Below are 21,689 nucleotides of genomic sequence, written 5' to 3' on the forward strand. Positions count from 1 at the left end.
TGTGGAGGGGAATATTTTGTTCAAAGGAAATTCGTTTGTCCGGTTCAGTATTGCACTAGCGCTGGTTTTGGTTAATATCTATTTATTATCACGTGTGAGCTTCATCTTTCAGCCGCTCGTGACCATGATCACGGTGATCACCGTGCCGATGATGTTATCGGTATTCTTTTATTATCTGCTGCGACCGCTTGTGAATTATATGGAGAGAAAGAAATTGAATCGTACGCTTAGTATTTTGCTAATCTACCTGGCATTTGCTATTCTGATTGTGTTGTTCATCGTTGGACTATGGCCATCGCTGCGTGAACAGCTGGTTAATCTGGTCGATAATGCACCTAATCTGCTTAACACATTAAGTGAACAGCTGAGAGAGCTGGAACAGAATGGAGCCATACAGGCATTGTTCCCCGAGGGTTCGACGCCATTATCTCAAATTACCGATTATATCAACAAAGGGTTCAATTTTGTGACCAATTACGTAAGTGGATTTTTCTCACTCGTTTCCAGTTTTGCGATCATCTTGTTTACACTACCAATCCTTTTGTTCTATATGCTATTACAAGGTGAGAAATTTGGTCGTAAACTGGCACATATTGCACCAAAACGTTTCCAAAAAGACAGCCGCGAAGTCGTGCTTGAGATTGATCAGGCGCTAAGTGGTTTTATTGTAGGTAGAGTGCTTGTGAATCTGGCGTTGGGCGTTCTGATGTACATCGGTTTCCTGATCATTGGATTGCCGTATGCGCTGCTGCTGACCGTGGTAGCGGTTATCATGAACTTTGTTCCGTTTATCGGAGCGATTGTGTCGTCCGTCCCGATTGTGATCATGGGTCTCGTGGTATCGCCATCGGTTGCTATCTGGTCTCTGATCATTATTCTGGTCGCACAGCAGATTCAGGACAATCTGGTTGCACCTTATGTATTTGGCAAAAAGCTGGATATTCACCCGCTCACTACGATCATTCTGGTGTTGGGTGCAGGGGATCTGGGCGGAATCATTGCGATTCTGATTATTATCCCGGTGTACATGATCGTCAAAATTCTGTTGGTTCGAATCTATCAGATGTTCTTCAAGGACAAATGGCAGAATGCATAGATGTAATCTTGCTAATTCATCAGAGATCATAGAATAAGAAATCATAGAATACATTCAGAAGAAGGAGTGGGAAACATGTCTGAAATCATCGAAATACCAACTAACGAACCTGAATATATCGCACCTCCATCTATTCATATGGGTACCATTCACATCACCAACAATGTACTGTCCAAAATTGTGGGTATGGCAGCTCAAACAACGACAGGTGTATCCTCGATGTCGGTTGGACTGACTGAAGGTATTGCCAAGAGCATCAGTGGCAAGAGTCTGCAAAAAGGAATTGATGTGCACGTCAAAGACGACCAGGCATCCATCCAGTTACGCATTAATATTCAGTATGGCAACAAAATGCACGAGGTCTGCCGTGAACTTCAACATAACGTTCAGCAGGCTGTAGAGCAATTAGCTGGAGTCATGGTGAATGAAATTAAAGTCCAAGTCGTTGGCATATCGATGCAGGAACCGGTCTAATGAAAGAGATTAATACCTAAATCAATACTAAAGGGCATTTTATCTCAACTAAAATAGGAATAAAAACAGCACCTTCCCGTTAGCTGCTTAACTGGGAGGGTGCTGTTTTGTGTTTGCGATAATAGGTGGGGGCTTCGCCCATCACTTTTTTGAACATTTTGGAGAAGAGTAACTGATCGGTATAGCCAACAGATCGTGCAATATCGCCTATGGTCAGCGCGGGATCAAGGGTCAATTCGGCTGCCTTGCGCATCCGGTAATGGACTAGATACGACTGTATACTGCTTCCCATCTGTTCTTTGAAGAGAGAACACAGGTAACTGCGCTGCAAACCGATATGGGCGGCAATGGCCTGAACGGTAATAGCGTTAGCATAGTTCATTTCGACAAAATCCATCACCTGTGTCACATACGTTTCCTTCGAATAGTCTTGCACCGGTTGAAGATTCTCCGAATGAGCCTGATCAATCAGAATGGAGAAAAATTGATACAGCCATCCGGTCATGCTGATCTCCCAGCCTTTATAAGTATTGCGGGAATTGACCATTCGATGCAGACAGGATCTCATCTCGTCATCCTCATTGCCCAGATCAAAGATCGGATGATGTTCTGATAGACAGGCCTGCTGTAAAAAGGATGGACTATTGCTGCCTTGAAAAGCAACCCAACTGTATTCCCATGGGTCATCCTGATCTGCTTCGTAATGAACAACGGAATGCGTAACGATTAGAAATCCTTGGCCTTTGTGCAGGGTGTACGTTTTGCCACCGACTTCGAAGGTGCCTTTGCCATTCAAGATATAATGAATTTTGTAATAGTCTCTCATGGCAGGGCCAAAGTGATGACCCGGTGTACAGGCTTCCGTACCATAATGAAGGAGCTGGAGCTCCTGAAAATGATTGTTTTTGAACATATACGTAATCAAGGTGTTCACTCCTGTATGATTTCGATTCATCTTGCATTTTAACATATAAAATAGTATTAAAGATTAATTATTTAGTAATCGTTCATATATATAACACTCATTATTCCATAGGGTTATAGCGAAATGCCATACCGTTTTGCCAGAAAAATGTCTAAGATGAAGAGGAATTCAACAAACCTTACAGGAAAGTGAGAATAACGATGCCTTATACTGCGAGTGAACAACGATACGATGAAATGAAATATGTACGTTCCGGTAAATCCGGGATCAGACTGCCGCAAATTGCGCTGGGTTTATGGCAGAACTTTGGTGGCAACCGTACATTGGATATTCAGGAAGAAATGATTTTGCGTGCTTTTGACCTCGGAATTAACCATTTCGATCTGGCGAATAACTATGGTCCTCCACCAGGATCAGCGGAAGAGAACTTTGGTGTGATTTACAAAAAACATCTGCGTCCTTACCGGGATGAGCTGCTCATCTCGTCGAAGGCAGGCTACCATATGTGGAGTGGGCCTTACGGTGAGTGGGGTTCCCGCAAAAACCTGATCGCCAGTCTGGATCAAAGTCTTGGTCGGATGGGGCTGGATTATGTGGATATTTTCTATCATCACCGTCCAGATCCGGAGACTCCATTGGAAGAAACGATGACGGCACTGGATCATATCGTGCGGCAAGGTAAAGCTCTGTATGTGGGATTATCCAATTATAATGCAGAACAGACGCAAGAAGCGGTAACCATTCTCCGGCGTCTGGGTACGCCGTGTCTGGTTCACCAGCCTAACTACTCGATGCTGAATCGCTGGATTGAAGACGGATTGCAGGACGTACTGGAGGAGCAGGGCGTAGGTTCCATTGCATTCTGTCCGCTCGGCCGCGGTCAGTTGACGAATAAATACGTGGACAAGATCAAGGAGGAACGTGCCAATCCAACAGGTAATTTGAAAAAAGAGGCTTACACGGACGAACGGATTGCCAAGTTCGATGCACTTCAGGCGGTTGCTGAGCGAAGAGGTCAGACGATCTCTCAGCTGGCTCTGAACTGGATTTTACGTGGTAACCGTGTAACTTCCGCACTGATCGGTGCAAGCCGAGTGTCCCAGATTGAAGAGAACGTGGCTGCTCTCAAGGCACCCGAGCTAACAACAGAAGAATTGAGTGAGATCGAGAGCATTTTGGACGGGATGGGAAATTATCCTTGGTAAAATAAATCGGACGTAAGAAAAAGAGTGTCTTCCTGAAAAATAGGAGACACTCTTTTGATTTTCAAATGTCATTTGATTGTATTAGGGCGTGTCTGAAAACTCCGAAGGAAGCAGATTTTGCCGAATTTTCGTTCCAAGCAAGGAAGTTTTTCGCAGGCGTGCCGGGGCACGTCAAGGGAAAGTGACGCAGCAGGGGGCGAAAAGGCGGTAAAAGATGCACTTCAGCGAGTTTTGAGACACGCCCTAGCTATCTCCATTAATGTTTGGTAGTCGTATAACGGTTCAAGATTGTTATTTTTCCCTAAAATAAGAGAGTATGTTAAACCCTCGTTTCTCCATTAGCTGGAAAGTTGCATGATCCTACATCATAGATATCATTAATTGACCCATGTTTATTTTTTTATCAAAACGGGTCTGGTTCATAGCACCTGGTCCTAGGATTTAGGGTATAATATATAGAAGCTTTACATTTGAACTACGAAGGAGAGGCTCCATTTGAATTTTGAACAGTGGATTTCGCCTGAAAAGTATAACCTGACATCCGAGATGGAGAATCACCCATCAGATCGGATTGCACTTAGATGGCTCAGCGATCATCGAGAATTGGAAGAGATCACGTACGGTGAATTATTCAAGCAGGCGAATCGTCTTGCTGGTGGCTTGCGTGAACTTGGACTAGAGAAGGGTGACCGCGTGTTGGTCATGGTACCACGCCGTATTATTGCCTATGTCATTTACATTGCTTGTCTGAAACTGGGGATTGCCGTTATTCCTTCTTCCGAGATGCTGCGGGCCAAAGATCTGGAATATCGTCTGCGGCATTCCGAGGCACGGGGCGTTATTGTGTGGTCCGAGACCACCTCGGAAGTGGAAAAGATGAATGCAGACCTGCCGTCACTGGCACATCGCATCGTTGCATCCCCCACGGTGAAGTTGGTGTACCTGCTGAAGGCTGGGTCAACGTGCATCAGTTGATGCAGAATCAACCGGATGAGATGGCTGCGGTGGAGACACACCGTGACGATACTGCCATTCTCGCGTATACATCGGGCACAACCGGTAATCCAAAAGGAGTTGTACATAGCCACGGCTGGGGATATGCCCACCTGCGGATCGCTTCTTCGTTATGGCTGGATATCCAACCTACAGATACGGTATGGGCAACAGCTGCACCTGGATGGCAAAAATGGATCTGGAGCCCGTTCCTATCGGTACTCGGAAGAGGCGCGACTGGACTCGTCTATAATGGATCATTCCAGCCCAAGCGGTATCTGGAACTGATGCAGGAACATCAGATTAATGTCCTTTGTTGTACACCAACCGAATATCGTTTGATGGCGAAAGCCGATGGCCTCGGACGTTATGATCTGTCTCATCTGCGCAGTGCAGTGTCAGCAGGTGAACCTTTGAACCAGGAAGTCATTGAAATTTTCCAACGTCACTTCGACTTGATCATTCGGGACGGGTATGGACAGACTGAGAGCACGTTGTTAATCGGTAGTCTCAAAGATGCTCCTGTACGCATTGGTTCCATGGGTCAGTCCATTACGCCTGGATTAATTGAGATTATTGACGAAGATGGACAGCCACTGCCAGCCGGAGAAGTGGGCGATATCGCGGTGCATAAGGAGATGCCAGCCTTGTTCCATGCCTATTATCAAGATGAGGGGCGTAAGGAAGCGAATCAGCGGGGCGATTATTTTGTAACAGGGGACCGTGCCCGCAAGGATGAAGAAGGTTACTTCTGGTTTGAAGGCCGCAGTGATGATATTATCATCAGTTCAGGCTACACGATTGGACCCTTCGAGGTGGAAGAAGCACTCATGAAACATGCCAGTGTCAAGGAATGTGCGGTTGTTGCGAGTCCCGATGAGATTCGTGGGAATATCGTCAAAGCTTTCGTTGTGCTGAGAGATGAGTCGCTGGCTTCACCGGAACTGATGCGTGAATTGCAACATCACGTCAAGGAATGGACTGCCCCTTATAAATATCCACGCAAGATCGAATTTGTGGCAGACTTGCCTAAGACAAGCTCCGGGAAAATTCGCCGGATCGAGTTACGTGAACAAGAAAAACGAAATGCATAAAGTGAAAGTGAAAGAATCGATTCAATGTCATAATATATGAAACAGGAGTGAACACAACCATGAGTCAATTCGATCAATCCTTTGAAAAATCGTTGGAACAATACGCAGAGCTGGTTGTCAAAGTTGGTGTGAATATTCAAAAAGGACAGGATCTGCTCGTTACTGCACCCATTGAAACCTTGGAATTTACGCGTCTGATTGTCCAGAGAGCTTATGCAGCAGGAGCCAAGTATGTCCAAGTGGACTTTGATGACGACAACATTACCCGCAGTCGCTTCGAGCATGGTTCGGATGACAGTTTCGATTATTATCCTGCCTGGAAAGGGGATATGATGGAGAAGTTCGCCGAAGCTGGCGGAGCAACCTTGACTATCAAAGTACCTGACCCGGAGCTGTACAAAGGCATTGATTCAGACAACGTCTCCCGTGCGACCAAGGCAGCTGCTCATGCACGTAAAGGGTATGCCAAATACACGCGGAACCACGAAATTAGCTGGTGTCTGATCAAAGCACCAACCAAAGCGTGGGCGAACAAAGTATTTGCCGACATTCCGGAAGAGGATCGCATTAACGTCATGTGGGATACGATCTTCAAAATGAACCGTGTCGATGGCGGAGATGCTGTACAGAACTGGAGAGAACATCTGGACACACTGAATGCTATGAGTGATCTGCTGAACAAGAAAAACTACAAGAGCCTGCATTACCGTGCACCAGGAACAGACTTGAAAATTGAATTGGTTCACAACCATATCTGGGGCGGAGGCGGCAGCGAAAATAAACAAGGTGTCTACACCGTTGCGAATATGCCAACTGAAGAAGTGTTTACCATGCCTAAACGCAGCGGCGTGAATGGGTATGTCAGTAGCACGATGCCTCTGAACCTGAACGGGCAACTGGTTGACCAGATGAGAATCACGTTTAAGGATGGACAGGTTGTTGCCTATACAGCGGCATCAGGTGAAGAGCATCTGAAAAACCTGTTTGCGACCGATGAAGGTGCACGTTATCTGGGTGAAGTGGCATTGGTTCCGCATGACTCACCGATCTCGAACTTGAATCGTATTTTCTACAATACGGGAATTGACGAGAATGCCTCCTGCCATCTGGCTGTGGGGAGTGCATATCCGTTTAACCTGAAAGACGGCACCACGATGTCTAACGAAGAGTTGCTGAAACATGAATGTAATGTTAGTCTGACCCATGTCGACTTCATGATTGGTTCCGCAGAATTGGACATTGATGGGGAGTTGCAGGATGGCACAATCGAGCCGGTATTCCGTAAGGGCAACTGGGCATTTTAATATTTTAACTCTCGAATAGTAGTGAGTGAGAAAGTGACTTCGTTATGAAGTCACTTTTTTGGTGTGCCTTTCCTTTGAACACGGATTAGACAGGTCGAACAGGCACACAGATCTCGCAAAAATGCTGATGGAGCAGTTCCCAGCGATATCGTTCCATAATTCCTATCGGTTGCCGAGGCCCATCCGGATGAGAATATAGATGAATTGATTTTGGCTGAAGCAAAATTCCAGGGGGAGCGTTGGATACGCTAATCTATAAAACGTATTAAAGCCACGAAATCGTGGCTTTTTTGGTATGTGCTTTTTGGGTAAGTGCAAAACGTACTTTGATGTTACTCGGCGTGCATTTTGTTGAAGCTGACATATTCGTTAATCGGTTTGCGGTACCCGCGCGGGCGCTGTTTGGCTTCCGACTTTTTGCCGATGGTGATCATCATGACAGGCACATAATGGTCAGGAATGTCCAGGCTTCGTTGCAGTTCTTCGGCGTCGAATCCGATCATCGGGCAGGTGTCCCAACCGCGATCCTGTGCGATCAGCATCAACTGCATAGCAGACAGGCTGGCATTACGAATGGCATCCTCACGTTGGAAGAACCTGCCGCGTGTCTCGTAAAACTCGGTAACGCTCTTTGATTCCTGTTCATATTGGAACGGCGTGAGAGCGCCAAGATTCAGCAATCCTTCGTTAATCGTGCGGATATGATGGTGTGCGTTGACATCACCCAATACCACGATGATCGCAGAGGCCGTTTTTACTTTATATTGCTGGGAAGCTTCATAGACTTTCTCGATCTGTTCCGCATCAGTGAGCACAAGGTAATGCGTATGTTGGAGGTTAAAAGCAGAAGGTGCGAATTTGTTCAGGGCAAACATCTCTTGAAGTTCTGATTCGGAAATTTCAATGCCTTCTTCGAAAATAACAGCAGATCTGCGGGTTTTGATCAATTCTTCTAAATGGCTCATGGTATGTACCTCGCTTGTTTTTTTATAAACTGACTATAACACACTTAGTTACTTTATGTAAGTATTATTTTTTTTGAATAAGACAAGAGCTCTCTGCCATACGCTTATATAAAACAATAGAGGTGATTCATGAGATCCTTGCTCACAAGATATAAGGCAGGACATTCCTCACATGAATTTAAAGTATATGTCTTCCAATCCTCCACGCTAAAGCGCTTTGTCGTGATCGAGATTATTCTAGGAACTCTTGTATACAATGTCGCTCTTTATTTATCCCATAATGAGTTGATTGCCGGGATGGGTTCCTGGGCTGGAACGGAAGGTCTGAAGCGATTGCCACTGGTTTTTAGAAGAATTGCAGGCTTTTGATCTATACTTACAATTAGCTCATAAGTTAAACGTTGAAGCAGAAGGAGAGGGCCAACAGGCCCTCTCCTTCTGCTTCAACGACTATGATTTTAACTTCCTGTATCCTATGAGATTTTACCACGCATGAGGATGAAATCTTCTTATTTGGAACGTTCCAAATACTGCTCCAGAGTAAGTTTCTGATTGGTAATCTCGCCAGCAATATATACACCGACATAGCGTACATGCCATGGCTCATAGGAATAACCGGTCAATTTTTCCTGATCTTTACCGTAACGAATGATGAATCCGTATTTAGGGGCATTGGCTTTCAGCCATTTGCCTTCTTTGGTGTTACCAAAGCTTTGCTCTAGATCATAACCTGCCGAAGCACTGGAGATATCCATTGCAAGACCCGTCTGATGTTCACTTTGTCCTGGACGAGCACTTGTTTTGTTGGCAACCGCTTCTCCTTTGATACTCGCATTACGGTCAAAGATTGATTTCTGGGTTGCATAAGAGCGATAACCAGACACGGCTTTGATATCAATTCTGTCTTTTTTGGCAGCGGCGAACAATTTCTCGATAGCCGTTGCTGCCACTTTGCGCATTTGTTTCTTGGGACTGGAACCCGAGAAGCTAAATGGGATATTGGGTACAACCAAATCTTGAGGTGCATATGTCGAAGGCAGGTTTCTCTTTTTGTTAACTAGCACAACCGTACTGGACACATTGGTCACAGTTGCTACACTTTTAATCGTTTTAATCGTACGACCAGGTGCATTATCCTGCAAAAATTGTGTGAAGCTGGAGCTGGCAGCCGCAGCGACGGGATTCAGACTTGCCGTAATCGGGAGTGTAGTAAAAGCAGAACTTGCTACAACCGAACCTATCAGTATAGTGGATATGATGGATTTACGAGTAAAAGATTTCATGATGTGTGTTCCTCCTCGGATTATATGAATCTATATACCGAGTATACTAGAGGATTATATCCATAGGTTCTCCAATTGTTTCCGAGTTGTAAACAAAGTTTGCTATAAAATCTAGGGGCATATATAAGAAAAGAACACCAAAAAAACTTTGCAATAGATGCAAAGCCTTTTTGAGCAAAACGAGAGTGCTGTTAATTCATACAGGGTGACTGTGTTACAACATACAGGCGTCAGATCCACCAGCGCCTCCGACAGCTATTGCACGAGTATCACGAACGCGAACGTTGTTGCTCAGTACACCGGAATCACTGCTTAATTTGAAAGAAGGATAATTTTCTTCTGTATCCAGCTTCATATGTTGTTCGAGGTTCAGCTGCTGCTTCGGATCAACATAGAACGGAACCAGATTGGTTTCAATCTGCGCGTCGAGAGCCGCAAGTTCATCAACAATGATAATAGCGATAACTCCGTTGCATCCGCAACCTTCCAAGTCATAGATCACTTTGAAATAACCCGGTTGATCATTCAGGCTTTCCGTCAAGCGTTTTGCAGCCAGATCTGTAATTTGAATATACATATGGGTACACTCCTTTAGTTGTTGGCAAGATCGTAAGTGGTTAGATGTTTAAAAGGTTAAAGGTGAACTGTACTTCTATTGTCATTATACCATTTTATTCATAATCGACCCATCTGTTTTCTTGACTGATCAGTCAAGAAAATGTATTCTTAACTTAATAAAGAGGGAGGAGAGGTCTGACATTGGGAAGAGCCAAGGAGTTTGACACCGAAAGTGTTCTGCGAAAAGCAATATCTGTATTTGGAGTTCACGGTTATGAAGGTACGTCGTTGACCTTATTGCTGAGTGAACTTGGTATCGCGCGGCAAAGTCTGTATGACACGTATGGAACCAAGCATGATCTGTTTGTCTCTGCCCTGAAGTTTTATGTTCGGCAGAAAACAGAGGCAGGAATCACACTATTGAATGAATGTTCAAGTGTGCGTGAAGGTGTGGAACAGCTGTTCAACGAAGTTGTCAATGTTTTGATGGACGAGGAACGTCGCAATGAATGTTTTATATTCAACAGTGCGGTCGAGCAGGCTCCGCAAAATCTTGAAATTTCGGAATTTATCCAGACCAACAACAAGCTGATGGAGGACGTTTTTCACGCAGCGCTTCTACGTGGTCATAACACTGGTGAAGTGAAGCATAGTGAAGAAGAATTGCCGAGCCTTTCCCGTTATCTGAATTATTCCAGACTCTCAATGACCTTCACGGCCAAGAGTGGTGCAAGTATGGAAGTGCTGCGAGATCTTGTACGTGTGACATTACGGGTACTGGATTAAATTTGATTGTACAGAACTACACATCCACACATTTATATTGCACGGACGGATGGTTTGAAATGAACGCGGAAGCGTTTATTTTTTCATTTTTCCAGACTGATCAGTCTGGAAAAAGATCAAAACCAAATTCAAGGAGGAATTCTAGTGAACAGAGAGTATCAACAGATGAGCGAGAACGATAACATAGCTAGTCGAATTATGATGAGCCATCAGAACGGCAAGATTACACATTACAAAGACTATTGGAATCTACGGGTAGTCCTAGGATCGGACTCGGGAGGTAATGAAGATGATCAACAATAAACCTGTAACACTTGTTACTGGAGCAAATGGAAAAACAGGAAGCCGCGTTGCGGCCAAGCTTCAGGCGCACCAATATCCGGTGCGTCTGGCAGGGAGAAAACAGCCAATAGCTGCTGATTCTGGTAACGACCATGTCTATTTTGATTGGTATGATTCAGAGACATATGGCCCGGCACTGAAAAATGTGGATCATGTGTACCTTGTTGTACCTGTCATGGACATGAACCCGGAAAAGGTGATGATCCCGTTTATCAAGGAGGCGCTTTGGAGCGGTGTGAAACGGTTTGTTTTGCTTGGCAGTGCTTCCGTTGACGAAGACGGGCCTATATTTGGCAATGTTCATCAGTACCTGAAAGAGCAAGCTCCCGAGTGGACTGTATTACGGCCATCCTACTTTATGGAGAACTTTACCGAGGGACCACATCGGGAGACGATGAAGCAGCTTGGGAAGATCTACAGCGCCGCTGGCGAAGGAAAAATTGGTTTTGTCAGTGCTGACGATATCGCAGCGGTTGCCTACCATGCACTGACAGATGTTATCCCGCATAATACAGCTCATCTCATTACGGGGCCAGAGACATTGTCCTATGGGCAAGTTGCTGCAATCATCAGCCGTGTATGGAATCAATCCGTAGAGCATGAATCTCTGTCCGATGAAGAATTGAGGAATAGCATGATTCGGGCGGGAATGTCGGAAGATTACGCAGTGGCTCTTGCTGGGCTGGACAGATTCATTCGGGAGGAAGGCAGAGAAGATCAAGTTACGGATACGGTACTGAAAGTCACAGGGCATAGCCCAGTTACTTTGGAGCGTATGTTTAGACAATCTTAACATGTAACTAATTTACTGAAAAAATAGAAAGGAACTGCCAGCATGGATGGCAGTTCCTTTTCTGCTAATTAATAACCAAATTCGCCAATCTGGTTTAGGCAAGCCTTACAATTTGGTCAATCAAATCCATGAAAAAAGTCGATATTGCTCGTCACTAACAAGTGTGTTCAAGGTGAAGGAGCTTTATAAGACACTAAGACCTTGTGTTTGTCCTTTCAGCTAAATTAGTTATTAACTCCAAATCTTGATGGGTTAAGTGTTCAAAAAAATGCTTGCGTATTGCCTTGGAGAGGAAGGGACGAGCATTATCTAACATTGTTTTTCCAACGGAAGTGATCATGACTTGAATCCCGCGATCTGTGTCTAGTGGTTTCCTTATGACTAGCCCACGTTTTTCCATCCGCTTCAGATGATGAGATAATCGACTTTTATCCCAGTCCATAGAGTCGGCTAATTCTTGTTGGCGAAGGTTACCGTTCCCCAAAAGCATTAATCGATCTAATACTCCAAAATCACCCTCTGATAGTCCTGTGTGATCAGACATGTCTTTGACTACACGCCCGAAGATGGTCTGGAAGGAACCTTTCCACATATGCCATATTCGCATTTCTTCTTCATTTAGTTCGTTATTATCCATAAAAGCATAATAACATGGTTGACGTGTCAACTTCAACGTGTTAGTATCGTTCTAGGTTGACGTGTCAACCATGATTTTTATTTGCTCATCAATCAATAAAAAAAGGAGATTATTACTATGCAAAATAAACTCGTTGCTCTGGTCACCGGGGCTAACAAAGGTATCGGTCTACAAATTGCGAAGGATCTGGTGAAACATGGCTTCACTGTTCTAGTCGGATCACGAAGCCTCGAAAATGGAGAAACCGCATCAAAAAGCATCGGGGCGGATGCGCACGCTCTCCAGCTTGATGTTACGGATCAGGACTCCATCTTTGCTGCAGTAGAGCATATACAGAACGAATTTGGTCGTCTCGATGTACTTGTGAACAATGCGGGTATTTCACACGCAGGTAAATCGAGTGATCCTTTTCCAAGCAGTGGCGCGGCCAGCGGTCTTATGACCATCGCTTCGCTGGAAGACATTCGTGCGGTTTATGAAACGAATGTTTTTGGTGTCATTGCTGTCACTCAGGCCATGTTGCCACTTTTGCGTGAGGCTCCGGCAGCACGCATCGTCAACATAGGCAGCACCGGAGGGTCCCTTAGTTGGAACTCCATTCCAGAAAACTCGCATCGTGCGATGTTTGGAGCCTATTCGGCGTCAAAATCGGCAGTTCATGCAGTAACACTTGCCTTTGCCTTTGCGCTTGAATCGACAAATATCAAGGTCAATGCGGCATGTCCAGGCTTCACCTCGACTGCACTCAATAATTTTGCTGGTACCCGTAGTGTTGAACAAGGAGCACGTGAAGCGGTTCGACTTGCGATGATTGATGCGGACGGTCCAACAGGAACGTTCTCAGATGAGGATGGACCCATTGCGTGGTAATTATATTTTATATAACAATGGTTAACAGCTTTAAGGGGGATTTCATAATGCGTGTTTTTGTAACAGGAGCAACGGGTTACATCGGTTCTGCTGTCGTACACGAACTCATTGATGCGGGTCATCAGGTCGTTGGTCTAGTGCGTTCAGACAATAGCGCTTCAAAACTAAAAGAGGTCGGGGCTGAAGCGCACCGCGGCGACATTGACGATCTCGACAGCCTTCGTAGAGGTGCGGCAGCTGTGGATGGGGTCATTCATCTGGCATTCAATCACGACTTCTCGAATTTCGCAGGGGCACTCACAGCAGATTTGCATGCTGTCGAAGCAATGGGGGGCGCGCTGGAGGGCTCTGGTAAGCCGTTCGTGATCACCACGCACAATAATGGAGTGGCAGTGGAAAACTTGGTATTATCGCTGGCTGAGCGCGGAGTCCGAACATCGATCATAGAACTTTGTCCTTCAGTACATGGTGAAGGTGACACCGGATTTGTGCCAAGACTGATCAACATCGCCAAAACGAAGGGCTTATCAGCCTATGTGGAAGATGGGTTCAACCGGTGGCCGGCTGTACACCGCCTTGACGCTGCATATCTATACCGGCTTGCGTTAGAAAAGGCACCCGCCGGTTCACGACTAAATGGGGTCGCGGATGAAGGAGTTCCATTTCGAGACATTGCAAGTGTTATCGGTATACACCTGAACGTACCTGTAGTTAGCATTTCACGTGAAGAGGCAGAAGCTCACTTCGGCTTTCTCAGCACGCTTGCAGCGCTCGATATTCCGAGATCAAGCGCTGTAACTCAAGAACTTCTGGGATGGCACCCTATGCAACCTGCACTGATCTCCGACCTCGAACAGTCTCACTATTATAACAACTGATTGGAATGCTTCCGTAAAACCTAGCCAAGGTACGGGAGCATTTTTCTTTTATAAGACAATAATCTTCCCCAATTATTGTACAGAAGAGTCAAGTTTAAAATTGTTATTGGAATAACTACTTTCGAGGGATAAGAACTTCTACTGATTACTAATTAAACCTGTACCTGAAAATGGGAATTACATCCTGCAAAAAGCAAGGAGAAGGTGCCTGCTGGCCCGTCTTTTTGCCGATTCATCAAGCTTATCGCATATTCATCGTGTCAATGATTCGTACACAAAGAACAATTCACCGATTCAGGAGGATGATTATAGGTCTGTGTTTTTGGGGAAATAGATGAGAATGAATGTGTGATATAAAGGGGCGAAGAAGGCGGATGATCCAGTTCGAAAATGTATCCAAACAATATCCTGATGGAACGACTGCATTACGTCAGGTTAATCTCGACATTAACAAGGGAGAATTGTTCGTCATGATTGGTCCGAGCGGATGTGGCAAAACGACCATGCTCAAAATGATCAATCGCCTGATTGAACGAACAGATGGAACAGTGCGCATTAATGAGCGCCTGATCGATGAATATAACATTCACGAATTGCGCTGGAATATTGGATATGTGCTGCAACAGATTGCCCTGTTCCCACATATGACAATTGCCGAGAATATTGCGGTTGTTCCCGAACTCAGAAAATGGAAGTCAGAGCAGATCAAGGAACGCGTACATAGTCTGCTGAACATGGTCGGTCTGCATGGGGATACGTACAGCGAGCGTAGACCAGCCGAGTTATCTGGAGGACAACAGCAGAGAATTGGTGTGTTGCGCGCACTCGCAGCTGATCCCGAGATTGTATTGATGGATGAGCCATTCAGTGCACTTGATCCGATGAGTCGGGAGAAATTGCAGGACGACATTCTGGACATCCAGCGTCAGATGAAGAAAACGATTGTATTTGTCACCCATGATATTCAGGAAGCGATGAAATTGGGGGATCGGATCTGCATCATGAAGGATGGACAAATTGTACAGGTAGGCACCCCGGAAGAATTGATACAGCAGCCAGCCAATGATTTCGTGCGTGAGTTTGTCGGAAGGTCAGATGTTGATATAAATAAACAGTCAGTATCTGAAGAAGAGAGCCGAATAAACGGATTACATGTGGGATCAGAGGAAGGACGAAGGGATTCAGTGTTTGATCTGGAGTCCATTATGTTACCTCTCGCACCGGGTCATGTGCCCAAATCAGCCAAAACGGCTGTTTCTGTATCCATAACGCTAACCGAACTGGTGGATATTATGTCTTCACATGACCACTTGCTGGTTGAGCGTAACCGCCAGATTATCGGTCAGATCAGTCGGGCTGAATTGATGAAATACTGGTCCGCTCAGTTGCAGGAACGAGGTGATGGACATGAGTAGAATCACGGAGGTGTTCAGTGAGCGTAAAGGTCAGCTTTTGTCTGCTCTTCTTGAACATATTCAGATCTCATTTATCGCATTGTTCTTTGCGGTCCTGATCGCCATTCCACTGGGCATATACCTGACACGCAAACCAAGAGTAGCGGAGCCAATTATCGGGTTTACAGCGGTTCTGCAAACCATTCCATCCCTGGCGCTTCTGGGGTTGCTTATCCCGTTATTCGGCATAGGTACATTGCCTGCGATAATCGCATTGGTGGTGTATGCGTTGCTTCCAGTACTTCGCAACACGTACACAGGTATATCTCAAGTCGATCCTTCCATGGTCGAAGCGGCCAATGCCATGGGCATGAATCGTCGTCAGCGTCTGATCAGAGTGGAATTGCCACTCGCGATGCCTGTCATCATGGCGGGTATTCGGACTGCGATGGTCCTGATCGTAGGAACGGCGACACTGGCTGCCCTGATTGGTGCAGGTGGCTTGGGCGCATTGATCTTACTTGGCATTGATCGGAACGATACCGCATTGATCATCCTTGGAGCGATTCCGGCCGCTTTATTGGCCATTTTGTTCGATGTGTTGCTGCGTCAGTTCCAGCGGTTATCCTTCAAGAAAACGCTGATTACACTAGGTTCGCTGGCTCTCATAGCTATACTTGTGATCACGATCCCCTTCTTGGCACGGGGAGGACAGAAGGATCTCGTTATTTCCGGCAAACTGGGAGCAGAACCGGAGATTCTTATTAACATGTATAAGTTGCTAATTGAAAAGGATACAGACCTAACGGTTGAATTAAAGCCGGGACTAGGCAAAACGCCATTTCTCTTCAATGCACTCAAGTCGGGTGATATTGACATCTATCCTGAATTTACGGGTACTGCCATCTCCGAATTCATGAAGGAAACGGCAGTGAGTACGGATCGCACAGCGGTGTACGAACAGGCAAGAGATGGAATGCTGAGCCAGTTCAACATGGTGCTGCTGAACCCTATGGATTACAACAATACGTATACGTTGGCCGTTCCAAAGAGCATCGCAGATCAATACAATCTCAAGACCATTTCGGATCTCAAACCGGTGGAACAGCTGATGAAGGCAGGATTTACGCTGGAATTTTCGGATCGGGAAGACGGTTACCTAGGCATTCAGAAGAAGTATGGGATTGAATTCCCGAACGTGGCGACTATGGAACCGAAGCTTCGCTATGGTGCTGTTCAACGTGGCGATATCAATCTGGTAGATGCCTACTCCACAGACAGTGAGTTGAGACAATATGAACTCGTTGTGCTGGAGGATGATCAGGAGTTATTCCCACCGTATCAAGGCGCGCCGATGCTTCGTCAAGAAACGGCAGATCAATATCCACAACTGGTTGAGGTGCTGAATCAGCTTGCTGGAAAAATTACGGATGACGAGATGCGTCAGATGAACTTTGACGTGAACGTAAAGGGAGCGAATCCTGAACAGGTTGCAGCAGAGTACCTTAAACAGGCTGGATTGCTGTAACTTCAGGCATCCCTGCAATAGATGTACCAAAAGGATGAGGAGGAACCATGATGACACAAGAAACGTATGACTTGATTGCGATTGGTACAGGAAGTGCGGCAAGCTCTGTAATCACCCGTTGCGCTGAAGCTGGCTGGAGAGTTGCTGTAATTGATGAACGTGAGTTCGGCGGAACGTGTGCACTGCGTGGCTGTGATCCCAAGAAAGTGCTGGCCGGAGCCGCGGAGCTGATTGACTGGAATGAACGGATGCAAGGGAAAGGAATTCAGGGACAGGCGACCATCAACTGGTCTGAACTTATGGCCTTTAAACGCACCTTTACCGAGAGCATACCTAGAGCAAGTGAAGATCAATTCAAACAGGCCGGAATGGATACGTTCCATGGTAAAGCTTCATTTGTCGATGAAAATCATATTCAAGTGGGAGAAGAAGTGCTCCATGGCAAACACATCCTGATTGCTACCGGTGCAAGACCTGCGCCACTTGAGATTGAGGGCTCAGAGCATCTTATATATAGTGATGACTTTCTGGATCTGGAACAGCTGCCGGATCGTTTAGTTCTGGTAGGCGGTGGATACATTGCATTTGAGTTTGCGCATATTGCGGCCAGAGCCGGGACGGAAGTTCATATCCTGCATCGGAGTGAGCAACCTCTGAAGTCGTTTGATGCGGAGCTTGTAGAATCATTGTTGCATAAATCAAAAGAGATCGGCATTCATGTTCACTTGAACGCGAAGGTGAAGTCCATACGGCAAGAGGGGAACGCCTATGTCGTTCATGGCACACGTAATGGTGCAGAACACCAGTGGCAGTGCGGACTTGTCGTTCATGGAGCGGGGCGTGTTCCTAATGTGGATGGGCTGGAATTGGAGAAAGCCAACGTCAGCTACAGCAAAAAGGGGATTACGGTGAACGAGTACTTACAAAGTGAAAGTAATCCGAGAGTGTATGCTGCTGGCGATGTAACTGATACAAAAGGGTTGCCTTTAACCCCGTTAGCAGGTCAGGAATCCCGGGCTGTATCGTTCAATTTGTTGGAGGGAAATCAACACAAACCAAATTATAAAGTGATGCCTTCCATTGTGTTTACTGTCCCTGCCCTTGGAGCTGTAGGTATGAGCACGGAACAAGCCAAGAAGGATGGCTACGAGGTGCAGGTAAATGATATGTCGAAATGGTATACTTACAAGCGAACTCATGAAAAATTTGCCATGGCCAAAGTGGTGATCGACAAATCAACCGGACGTATTCTGGGTGCGCATGTGCTCGGGAGCAAAACAGAAGAATTGATCAACCTTTTTGCAATGGCGATTCAGTTCAATCTGACTATCGATCAGTTAAACACCATGAATTTTGCATATCCTACTGCTGCATCGGACCTGGGTTCTTTAATTTAGAAGAGATTGAACTCCCGCAGGGGATTCAAGGAAGGATGAGTATAACAATGTCATCGAATTTTCTTGGGCTTCATGAAGGCCAGTGGACTACCGAACCTATGGCTACGCGGATGAATGGGGATCATTTGATCGTGGAGGCGAAGGAAGGCAGTGACTTCTGGGAGAAGACATTCTATGGTTTCTGTCATCGGAATGGACATGCCATGCTTGCTCCATGGGACGGAAGTGAAGCGATTGAAGTGTCGTTCGATCTAAGTTCGTTCACCGAATTATACGATCAGGCGGGATTGATGTTATGGCACGGAGAGCATCAGTGGATTAAGGCAGGGGTTGAAGTGAATGATGGCGTAGCTCATGTTGGAGCCGTTGTGACGGATACGTACTCCGATTGGTCACTCTCTCCTGTACCAGAGTGGGGTGGACGAATCGTAACGATCAGAGCTTCTTACAGCGAAGAATCCGTCGTCATTCGTGCTCGCACGGATGAGCACCCTTGGCGAACGATTCGGGTTGCCCGGTTTGCCTATCCGACGAACAAGCATGCAGGTCCGTTTTTGTGTTCACCCAAGCGGGCAGGGTTCGAGGTCGCATTTACCAAGTGGAGATTCACGGCACCTGATGTAGATTTGCACACCGACCCTCCAATTATTGACTAGCGCAAGCAGGTGGGGAACCAAGCAACCTCATACCTGAAACAAATCAACGAAGAAACAGGAGCAAGGTATAGAAAGCAAATCAGCATGAATAAGCAAGTCTTCCATTAGGGAGGACTTGCTTATTTTAGTGTGATCTTATGTGATTTGGTGATGTGAAGCTAAAGGCATAACATAGTATGTCTATACAGGGATGAATAGCTCATGCTTAACGTAACCCGGATTACTTTTGCTCCGCATTTATAGCATCGGGCTTGGTGTTGTCACCTTTTTCATCATCAGCATCCTCATTGGACTCATTCAACTCACGCATGCGTTCCTCGTAATCATCCAGGAACCATAACGGGTCCATGTTGTCTTCTTCACCGTTGTAATTGATCACGATCTCCTCGCCAGCCTTGATATCTGTATACGCATAGAAGTCAAAGGTATGGTTCTCAAAGTTAATATCATAGGTAGCGTTTGGTTCATAGGAGTGGTTGATGAGGCTGCCGTATCCGAGCAGTATAGCGGTATGATTCACACCATATTCGAACACGTAATCCTCCAGAATCGTTTTTTCAACATGTTCATGATCTTCATTCGGATAAGGCACAACAGGTGCCTGATGGATAAGCGTGCCTTTGGCAATATCTACGGTAGCAAATACCCCGCGGTTAAATTCACCACCATCGCCCAACTTGGATTGTTTCACTTCAATCATAATATTCACCTGATGCTCTGCTGAGAGCTCCGTTCTATATAGTAGTAAGTCGTTTAAGGCCAAATTTTACCCCATACTTTCATATAAGGCAAATTTCAGCCAAAAAGGTGGAATATTTTTAATATGGCGTTGAGTTGTACAGGAGATAACGCTTATAATATACAAAGAATTAAGTCTATATAGAAAAGGTGTCATGAATGAGCATACTAAATGTAGAAAAATTAAGTCACGGTTTTGGTGACCGTGCTATCTTTAACAACGTTTCATTCCGCCTGTTGAAAGGCGAACATATTGGTCTGATCGGGGCCAATGGTGAGGGTAAATCCACCTTCATGAACATTATTACGGGCAAGCTTCAACCGGATGAAGGCAGGGTGGAGTGGTCCAAACGGATGCGTGTCGGTTATCTGGATCAGCACGCGGTATTGAACAAAGGACAATCCATTCGTGACATACTTCGCGGTGCGTTCCAGTATCTGTTTGACATGGAACAGGAAATGAATGATATGTATGGCAAAATGGGCGATGTGACGCCGGAGGAGCTTGAACAACTCCTTGAAGATGTAGGTACGATTCAGGATACGCTGACCAATCAGGATTTCTACATGATCGATGCCAAAGTGGACGAAACCGCACGCGGTCTCGGTCTGACAGATATCGGTCTGGATAAAGACGTTAATGACCTGAGTGGTGGACAGCGAACGAAAGTATTGCTTGCCAAGCTTTTGCTGGAAAAACCCGATATTTTGTTACTCGATGAGCCGACGAACTATTTGGATGAAACGCATATTGAATGGTTGAAACGTTATTTGCAGGAATATGAGAATGCATTTATCCTCATTTCTCATGATATTCCGTTCCTGAATAATGTTATCAACTTGATCTATCACATGGAGAACCAGGATCTGACTCGCTATGTTGGCGATTATGATCATTTCCAGGAAGTGCATGAGATGAGAAAACAGCAACTGGAGTCGGCTTACAAACGCCAACAACAAGAGATTGCTGGCCTCAAAGATTTTGTAGCACGGAACAAAGCGAGTGTGGCTACACGAAACATGGCGATGTCCAGACAGAAGAAACTCGACAAGATGGATGTGATCGAGATTGCCAAAGAGAAGCCAAAACCGCAATTCAACTTCCGTGATGCGAGAACATCAGGCAAGCTCATTTTCGAAGCCAAAGGCCTTGTGATTGGTTATAATGAACCGTTGTCCAGAGCATTGGATCTGCGTATGGAGCGGGGACAGAAGATTGCACTCGTTGGTGCGAACGGAATCGGTAAAACAACGCTGATGCGCAGCATCTTGGGTGAGATTCAGGCATTGGAAGGCACTGTTCAACGTGGTGAACACTTGGAGATTGGATACTTCCAGCAAGAGATGAAGGATGCCAACTATAACACGTGTATCGAAGAGATCTGGAAAGAGTTCCCTTCGTACACCCAGTTTGAGGTGCGTGCAGCACTTGCGAAATGTGGATTGACCACTAAGCACATTGAGAGCAAAGTTGCTGTACTGAGTGGTGGCGAGAAAGCCAAAGTGCGTCTCTGTAAACTGATCAACAACGAAACCAACCTGCTTGTACTCGATGAGCCGACGAACCATCTGGACGTAGATGCCAAGGAAGAGTTGAAACGTGCACTCCAAGCTTACAAAGGCAGCATTCTGTTGATTTCGCATGAACCGGAATTCTACCGTGATGTGGTTACGGAGACATGGAACTGTGAGTCATGGACAACGAAGGTATTCTAAACGTAAGATGAGTGAGCTTGCGAACAAGCTCGATTGGTGATAAAAAGGCGCGTATTT

21 protein-coding genes and 1 pseudogene are annotated in these 21,689 nt (G+C 45.7%); 16 read left to right on the forward strand and 6 right to left on the reverse strand.

Annotated features, from left to right (window positions below; all coding sequences use genetic code 11):
- Positions 1-16 precede the first annotated feature (16 nt).
- Both C0Q44_RS22485 and C0Q44_RS22490 read left to right on the forward strand, forming a co-directional pair.
- Entirely contained in the window at positions 17-1,096 is a 1,080-nt protein-coding gene (locus C0Q44_RS22485; protein WP_105409460.1) for an AI-2E family transporter, read from the forward strand.
- 75 nt (positions 1,097-1,171) lie between these two features.
- Positions 1,172-1,570, forward strand: a complete 399-nt coding sequence (locus tag C0Q44_RS22490; protein ID WP_105409461.1) for an Asp23/Gls24 family envelope stress response protein — start codon at positions 1,172-1,174, stop codon at positions 1,568-1,570.
- 79 nt (positions 1,571-1,649) lie between these two features.
- On the opposite strand, the gene C0Q44_RS22495 is transcribed toward C0Q44_RS22490, so the two are convergent.
- Positions 1,650-2,495: an AraC family transcriptional regulator gene (locus C0Q44_RS22495; RefSeq protein WP_105409462.1), complete on the reverse strand. Its 846-nt coding sequence runs from the start codon at positions 2,493-2,495 to the stop codon at positions 1,650-1,652.
- A gap of 200 nt (positions 2,496-2,695) precedes the next feature.
- Between C0Q44_RS22495 and C0Q44_RS22500 the strand changes: the two genes are divergently transcribed.
- The 3 genes and pseudogenes from C0Q44_RS22500 (at position 2,696) to C0Q44_RS22510 (ending at position 7,091) form a co-directional block, all read left to right on the forward strand.
- Entirely contained in the window at positions 2,696-3,700 is a 1,005-nt protein-coding gene (locus C0Q44_RS22500) for an aldo/keto reductase (protein WP_105409463.1), read from the forward strand.
- 546 nt (positions 3,701-4,246) lie between these two features.
- Positions 4,247-5,787, forward strand: a pseudogene (locus tag C0Q44_RS22505) (acetate--CoA ligase).
- Positions 5,788-5,846: 59 nt separating this feature from the next.
- A complete protein-coding gene (locus tag C0Q44_RS22510; protein ID WP_105409464.1) occupies positions 5,847-7,091 on the forward strand; it encodes an aminopeptidase in 1,245 nt (414 codons plus the stop codon).
- 332 nt (positions 7,092-7,423) lie between these two features.
- Here the strand turns inward: C0Q44_RS22510 and C0Q44_RS22515 are convergent, their stop codons facing one another.
- The gene (locus tag C0Q44_RS22515; protein WP_105409465.1) at positions 7,424-8,056 is read right to left on the reverse strand and encodes a nitroreductase family protein; all 633 of its coding nucleotides are present in this window, start codon (positions 8,054-8,056) and stop codon (positions 7,424-7,426) included.
- A gap of 129 nt (positions 8,057-8,185) precedes the next feature.
- Between C0Q44_RS22515 and C0Q44_RS22520 the strand changes: the two genes are divergently transcribed.
- Positions 8,186-8,425: a hypothetical protein gene (locus C0Q44_RS22520; protein WP_105409466.1), complete on the forward strand. Its 240-nt coding sequence runs from the start codon at positions 8,186-8,188 to the stop codon at positions 8,423-8,425.
- Positions 8,426-8,565: 140 nt separating this feature from the next.
- On the opposite strand, the gene C0Q44_RS22525 is transcribed toward C0Q44_RS22520, so the two are convergent.
- Entirely contained in the window at positions 8,566-9,339 is a 774-nt protein-coding gene (locus tag C0Q44_RS22525; protein ID WP_105409467.1) for a M15 family metallopeptidase, read from the reverse strand.
- 214 nt (positions 9,340-9,553) lie between these two features.
- Positions 9,554-9,916 (reverse strand): iron-sulfur cluster biosynthesis family protein, encoded by a 363-nt coding sequence (locus C0Q44_RS22530; protein WP_105409468.1) that lies wholly within the window; start codon positions 9,914-9,916, stop codon positions 9,554-9,556.
- 182 nt (positions 9,917-10,098) lie between these two features.
- Here C0Q44_RS22530 and C0Q44_RS22535 point away from each other — a divergent pair, with 182 nt between their 5' ends.
- From C0Q44_RS22535 to C0Q44_RS22540, 3 genes are all read left to right on the forward strand, one after another.
- Positions 10,099-10,683 carry a TetR/AcrR family transcriptional regulator gene (locus C0Q44_RS22535; protein ID WP_105409469.1) on the forward strand — a complete coding sequence of 195 codons (585 nt, stop codon included), beginning with the start codon at positions 10,099-10,101 and terminating at the stop codon, positions 10,681-10,683.
- Between the two features lie 144 nt (positions 10,684-10,827).
- The gene (locus C0Q44_RS30370) at positions 10,828-10,986 is read left to right on the forward strand and encodes a hypothetical protein (RefSeq protein ID WP_181151136.1); all 159 of its coding nucleotides are present in this window, start codon (positions 10,828-10,830) and stop codon (positions 10,984-10,986) included.
- On the forward strand, positions 10,973-11,818 hold the full coding sequence (locus C0Q44_RS22540; protein ID WP_374955137.1) for an NmrA family NAD(P)-binding protein: 846 nt from the start codon (positions 10,973-10,975) through the stop codon (positions 11,816-11,818). The genes C0Q44_RS30370 and C0Q44_RS22540 overlap by 14 nt, the downstream gene beginning before the upstream one ends.
- A 193-nt stretch (positions 11,819-12,011) precedes the next feature.
- On the opposite strand, the gene C0Q44_RS22545 is transcribed toward C0Q44_RS22540, so the two are convergent.
- The gene (locus C0Q44_RS22545; RefSeq protein ID WP_105409470.1) at positions 12,012-12,455 is read right to left on the reverse strand and encodes a MarR family winged helix-turn-helix transcriptional regulator; all 444 of its coding nucleotides are present in this window, start codon (positions 12,453-12,455) and stop codon (positions 12,012-12,014) included.
- A 117-nt stretch (positions 12,456-12,572) separates the two neighbouring features.
- Here C0Q44_RS22545 and C0Q44_RS22550 point away from each other — a divergent pair, with 117 nt between their 5' ends.
- From C0Q44_RS22550 to C0Q44_RS22575, 6 genes are all read left to right on the forward strand, one after another.
- On the forward strand, positions 12,573-13,325 hold the full coding sequence (locus C0Q44_RS22550; RefSeq protein ID WP_105409471.1) for an SDR family oxidoreductase: 753 nt from the start codon (positions 12,573-12,575) through the stop codon (positions 13,323-13,325).
- 47 nt (positions 13,326-13,372) lie between these two features.
- The gene (locus C0Q44_RS22555; RefSeq protein ID WP_105409472.1) at positions 13,373-14,203 is read left to right on the forward strand and encodes an SDR family oxidoreductase; all 831 of its coding nucleotides are present in this window, start codon (positions 13,373-13,375) and stop codon (positions 14,201-14,203) included.
- Between the two features lie 374 nt (positions 14,204-14,577).
- Positions 14,578-15,618 (forward strand): ABC transporter ATP-binding protein, encoded by a 1,041-nt coding sequence (locus tag C0Q44_RS22560; RefSeq protein WP_105409473.1) that lies wholly within the window; start codon positions 14,578-14,580, stop codon positions 15,616-15,618.
- Complete coding sequence (gene opuFB / locus C0Q44_RS22565; protein WP_105409474.1) at positions 15,611-17,125, forward strand: osmoprotectant update ABC transporter permease/substrate-binding subunit OpuFB; 1,515 nt, start codon at positions 15,611-15,613, stop codon at positions 17,123-17,125. Before C0Q44_RS22560 ends, opuFB begins: the two co-directional genes overlap by 8 nt.
- Before the next feature lie 50 nt (positions 17,126-17,175).
- Positions 17,176-18,522, forward strand: coding sequence for a dihydrolipoyl dehydrogenase family protein (locus C0Q44_RS22570; protein WP_105409475.1), 1,347 nt, complete (start codon positions 17,176-17,178; stop codon positions 18,520-18,522).
- 47 nt (positions 18,523-18,569) lie between these two features.
- Complete coding sequence (locus C0Q44_RS22575) at positions 18,570-19,178, forward strand: DUF1349 domain-containing protein (protein ID WP_105409476.1); 609 nt, start codon at positions 18,570-18,572, stop codon at positions 19,176-19,178.
- A 220-nt stretch (positions 19,179-19,398) separates the two neighbouring features.
- Here C0Q44_RS22575 and C0Q44_RS22580 read toward each other — a convergent pair whose 3' ends face one another.
- Positions 19,399-19,878 (reverse strand): SET domain-containing protein, encoded by a 480-nt coding sequence (locus C0Q44_RS22580; protein WP_105409477.1) that lies wholly within the window; start codon positions 19,876-19,878, stop codon positions 19,399-19,401.
- 197 nt (positions 19,879-20,075) lie between these two features.
- On the opposite strand from C0Q44_RS22580, the gene C0Q44_RS22585 reads away from it, so the two are divergent.
- Positions 20,076-21,632, forward strand: coding sequence for an ABC-F family ATP-binding cassette domain-containing protein (locus C0Q44_RS22585; RefSeq protein ID WP_105409478.1), 1,557 nt, complete (start codon positions 20,076-20,078; stop codon positions 21,630-21,632).
- Positions 21,633-21,689: the final 57 nt, after the last annotated feature.

This window comes from Paenibacillus sp. PCH8, assembly GCF_002968835.1.
Taxonomy (GTDB): Bacteria; Bacillota; Bacilli; order Paenibacillales; family Paenibacillaceae; genus Paenibacillus.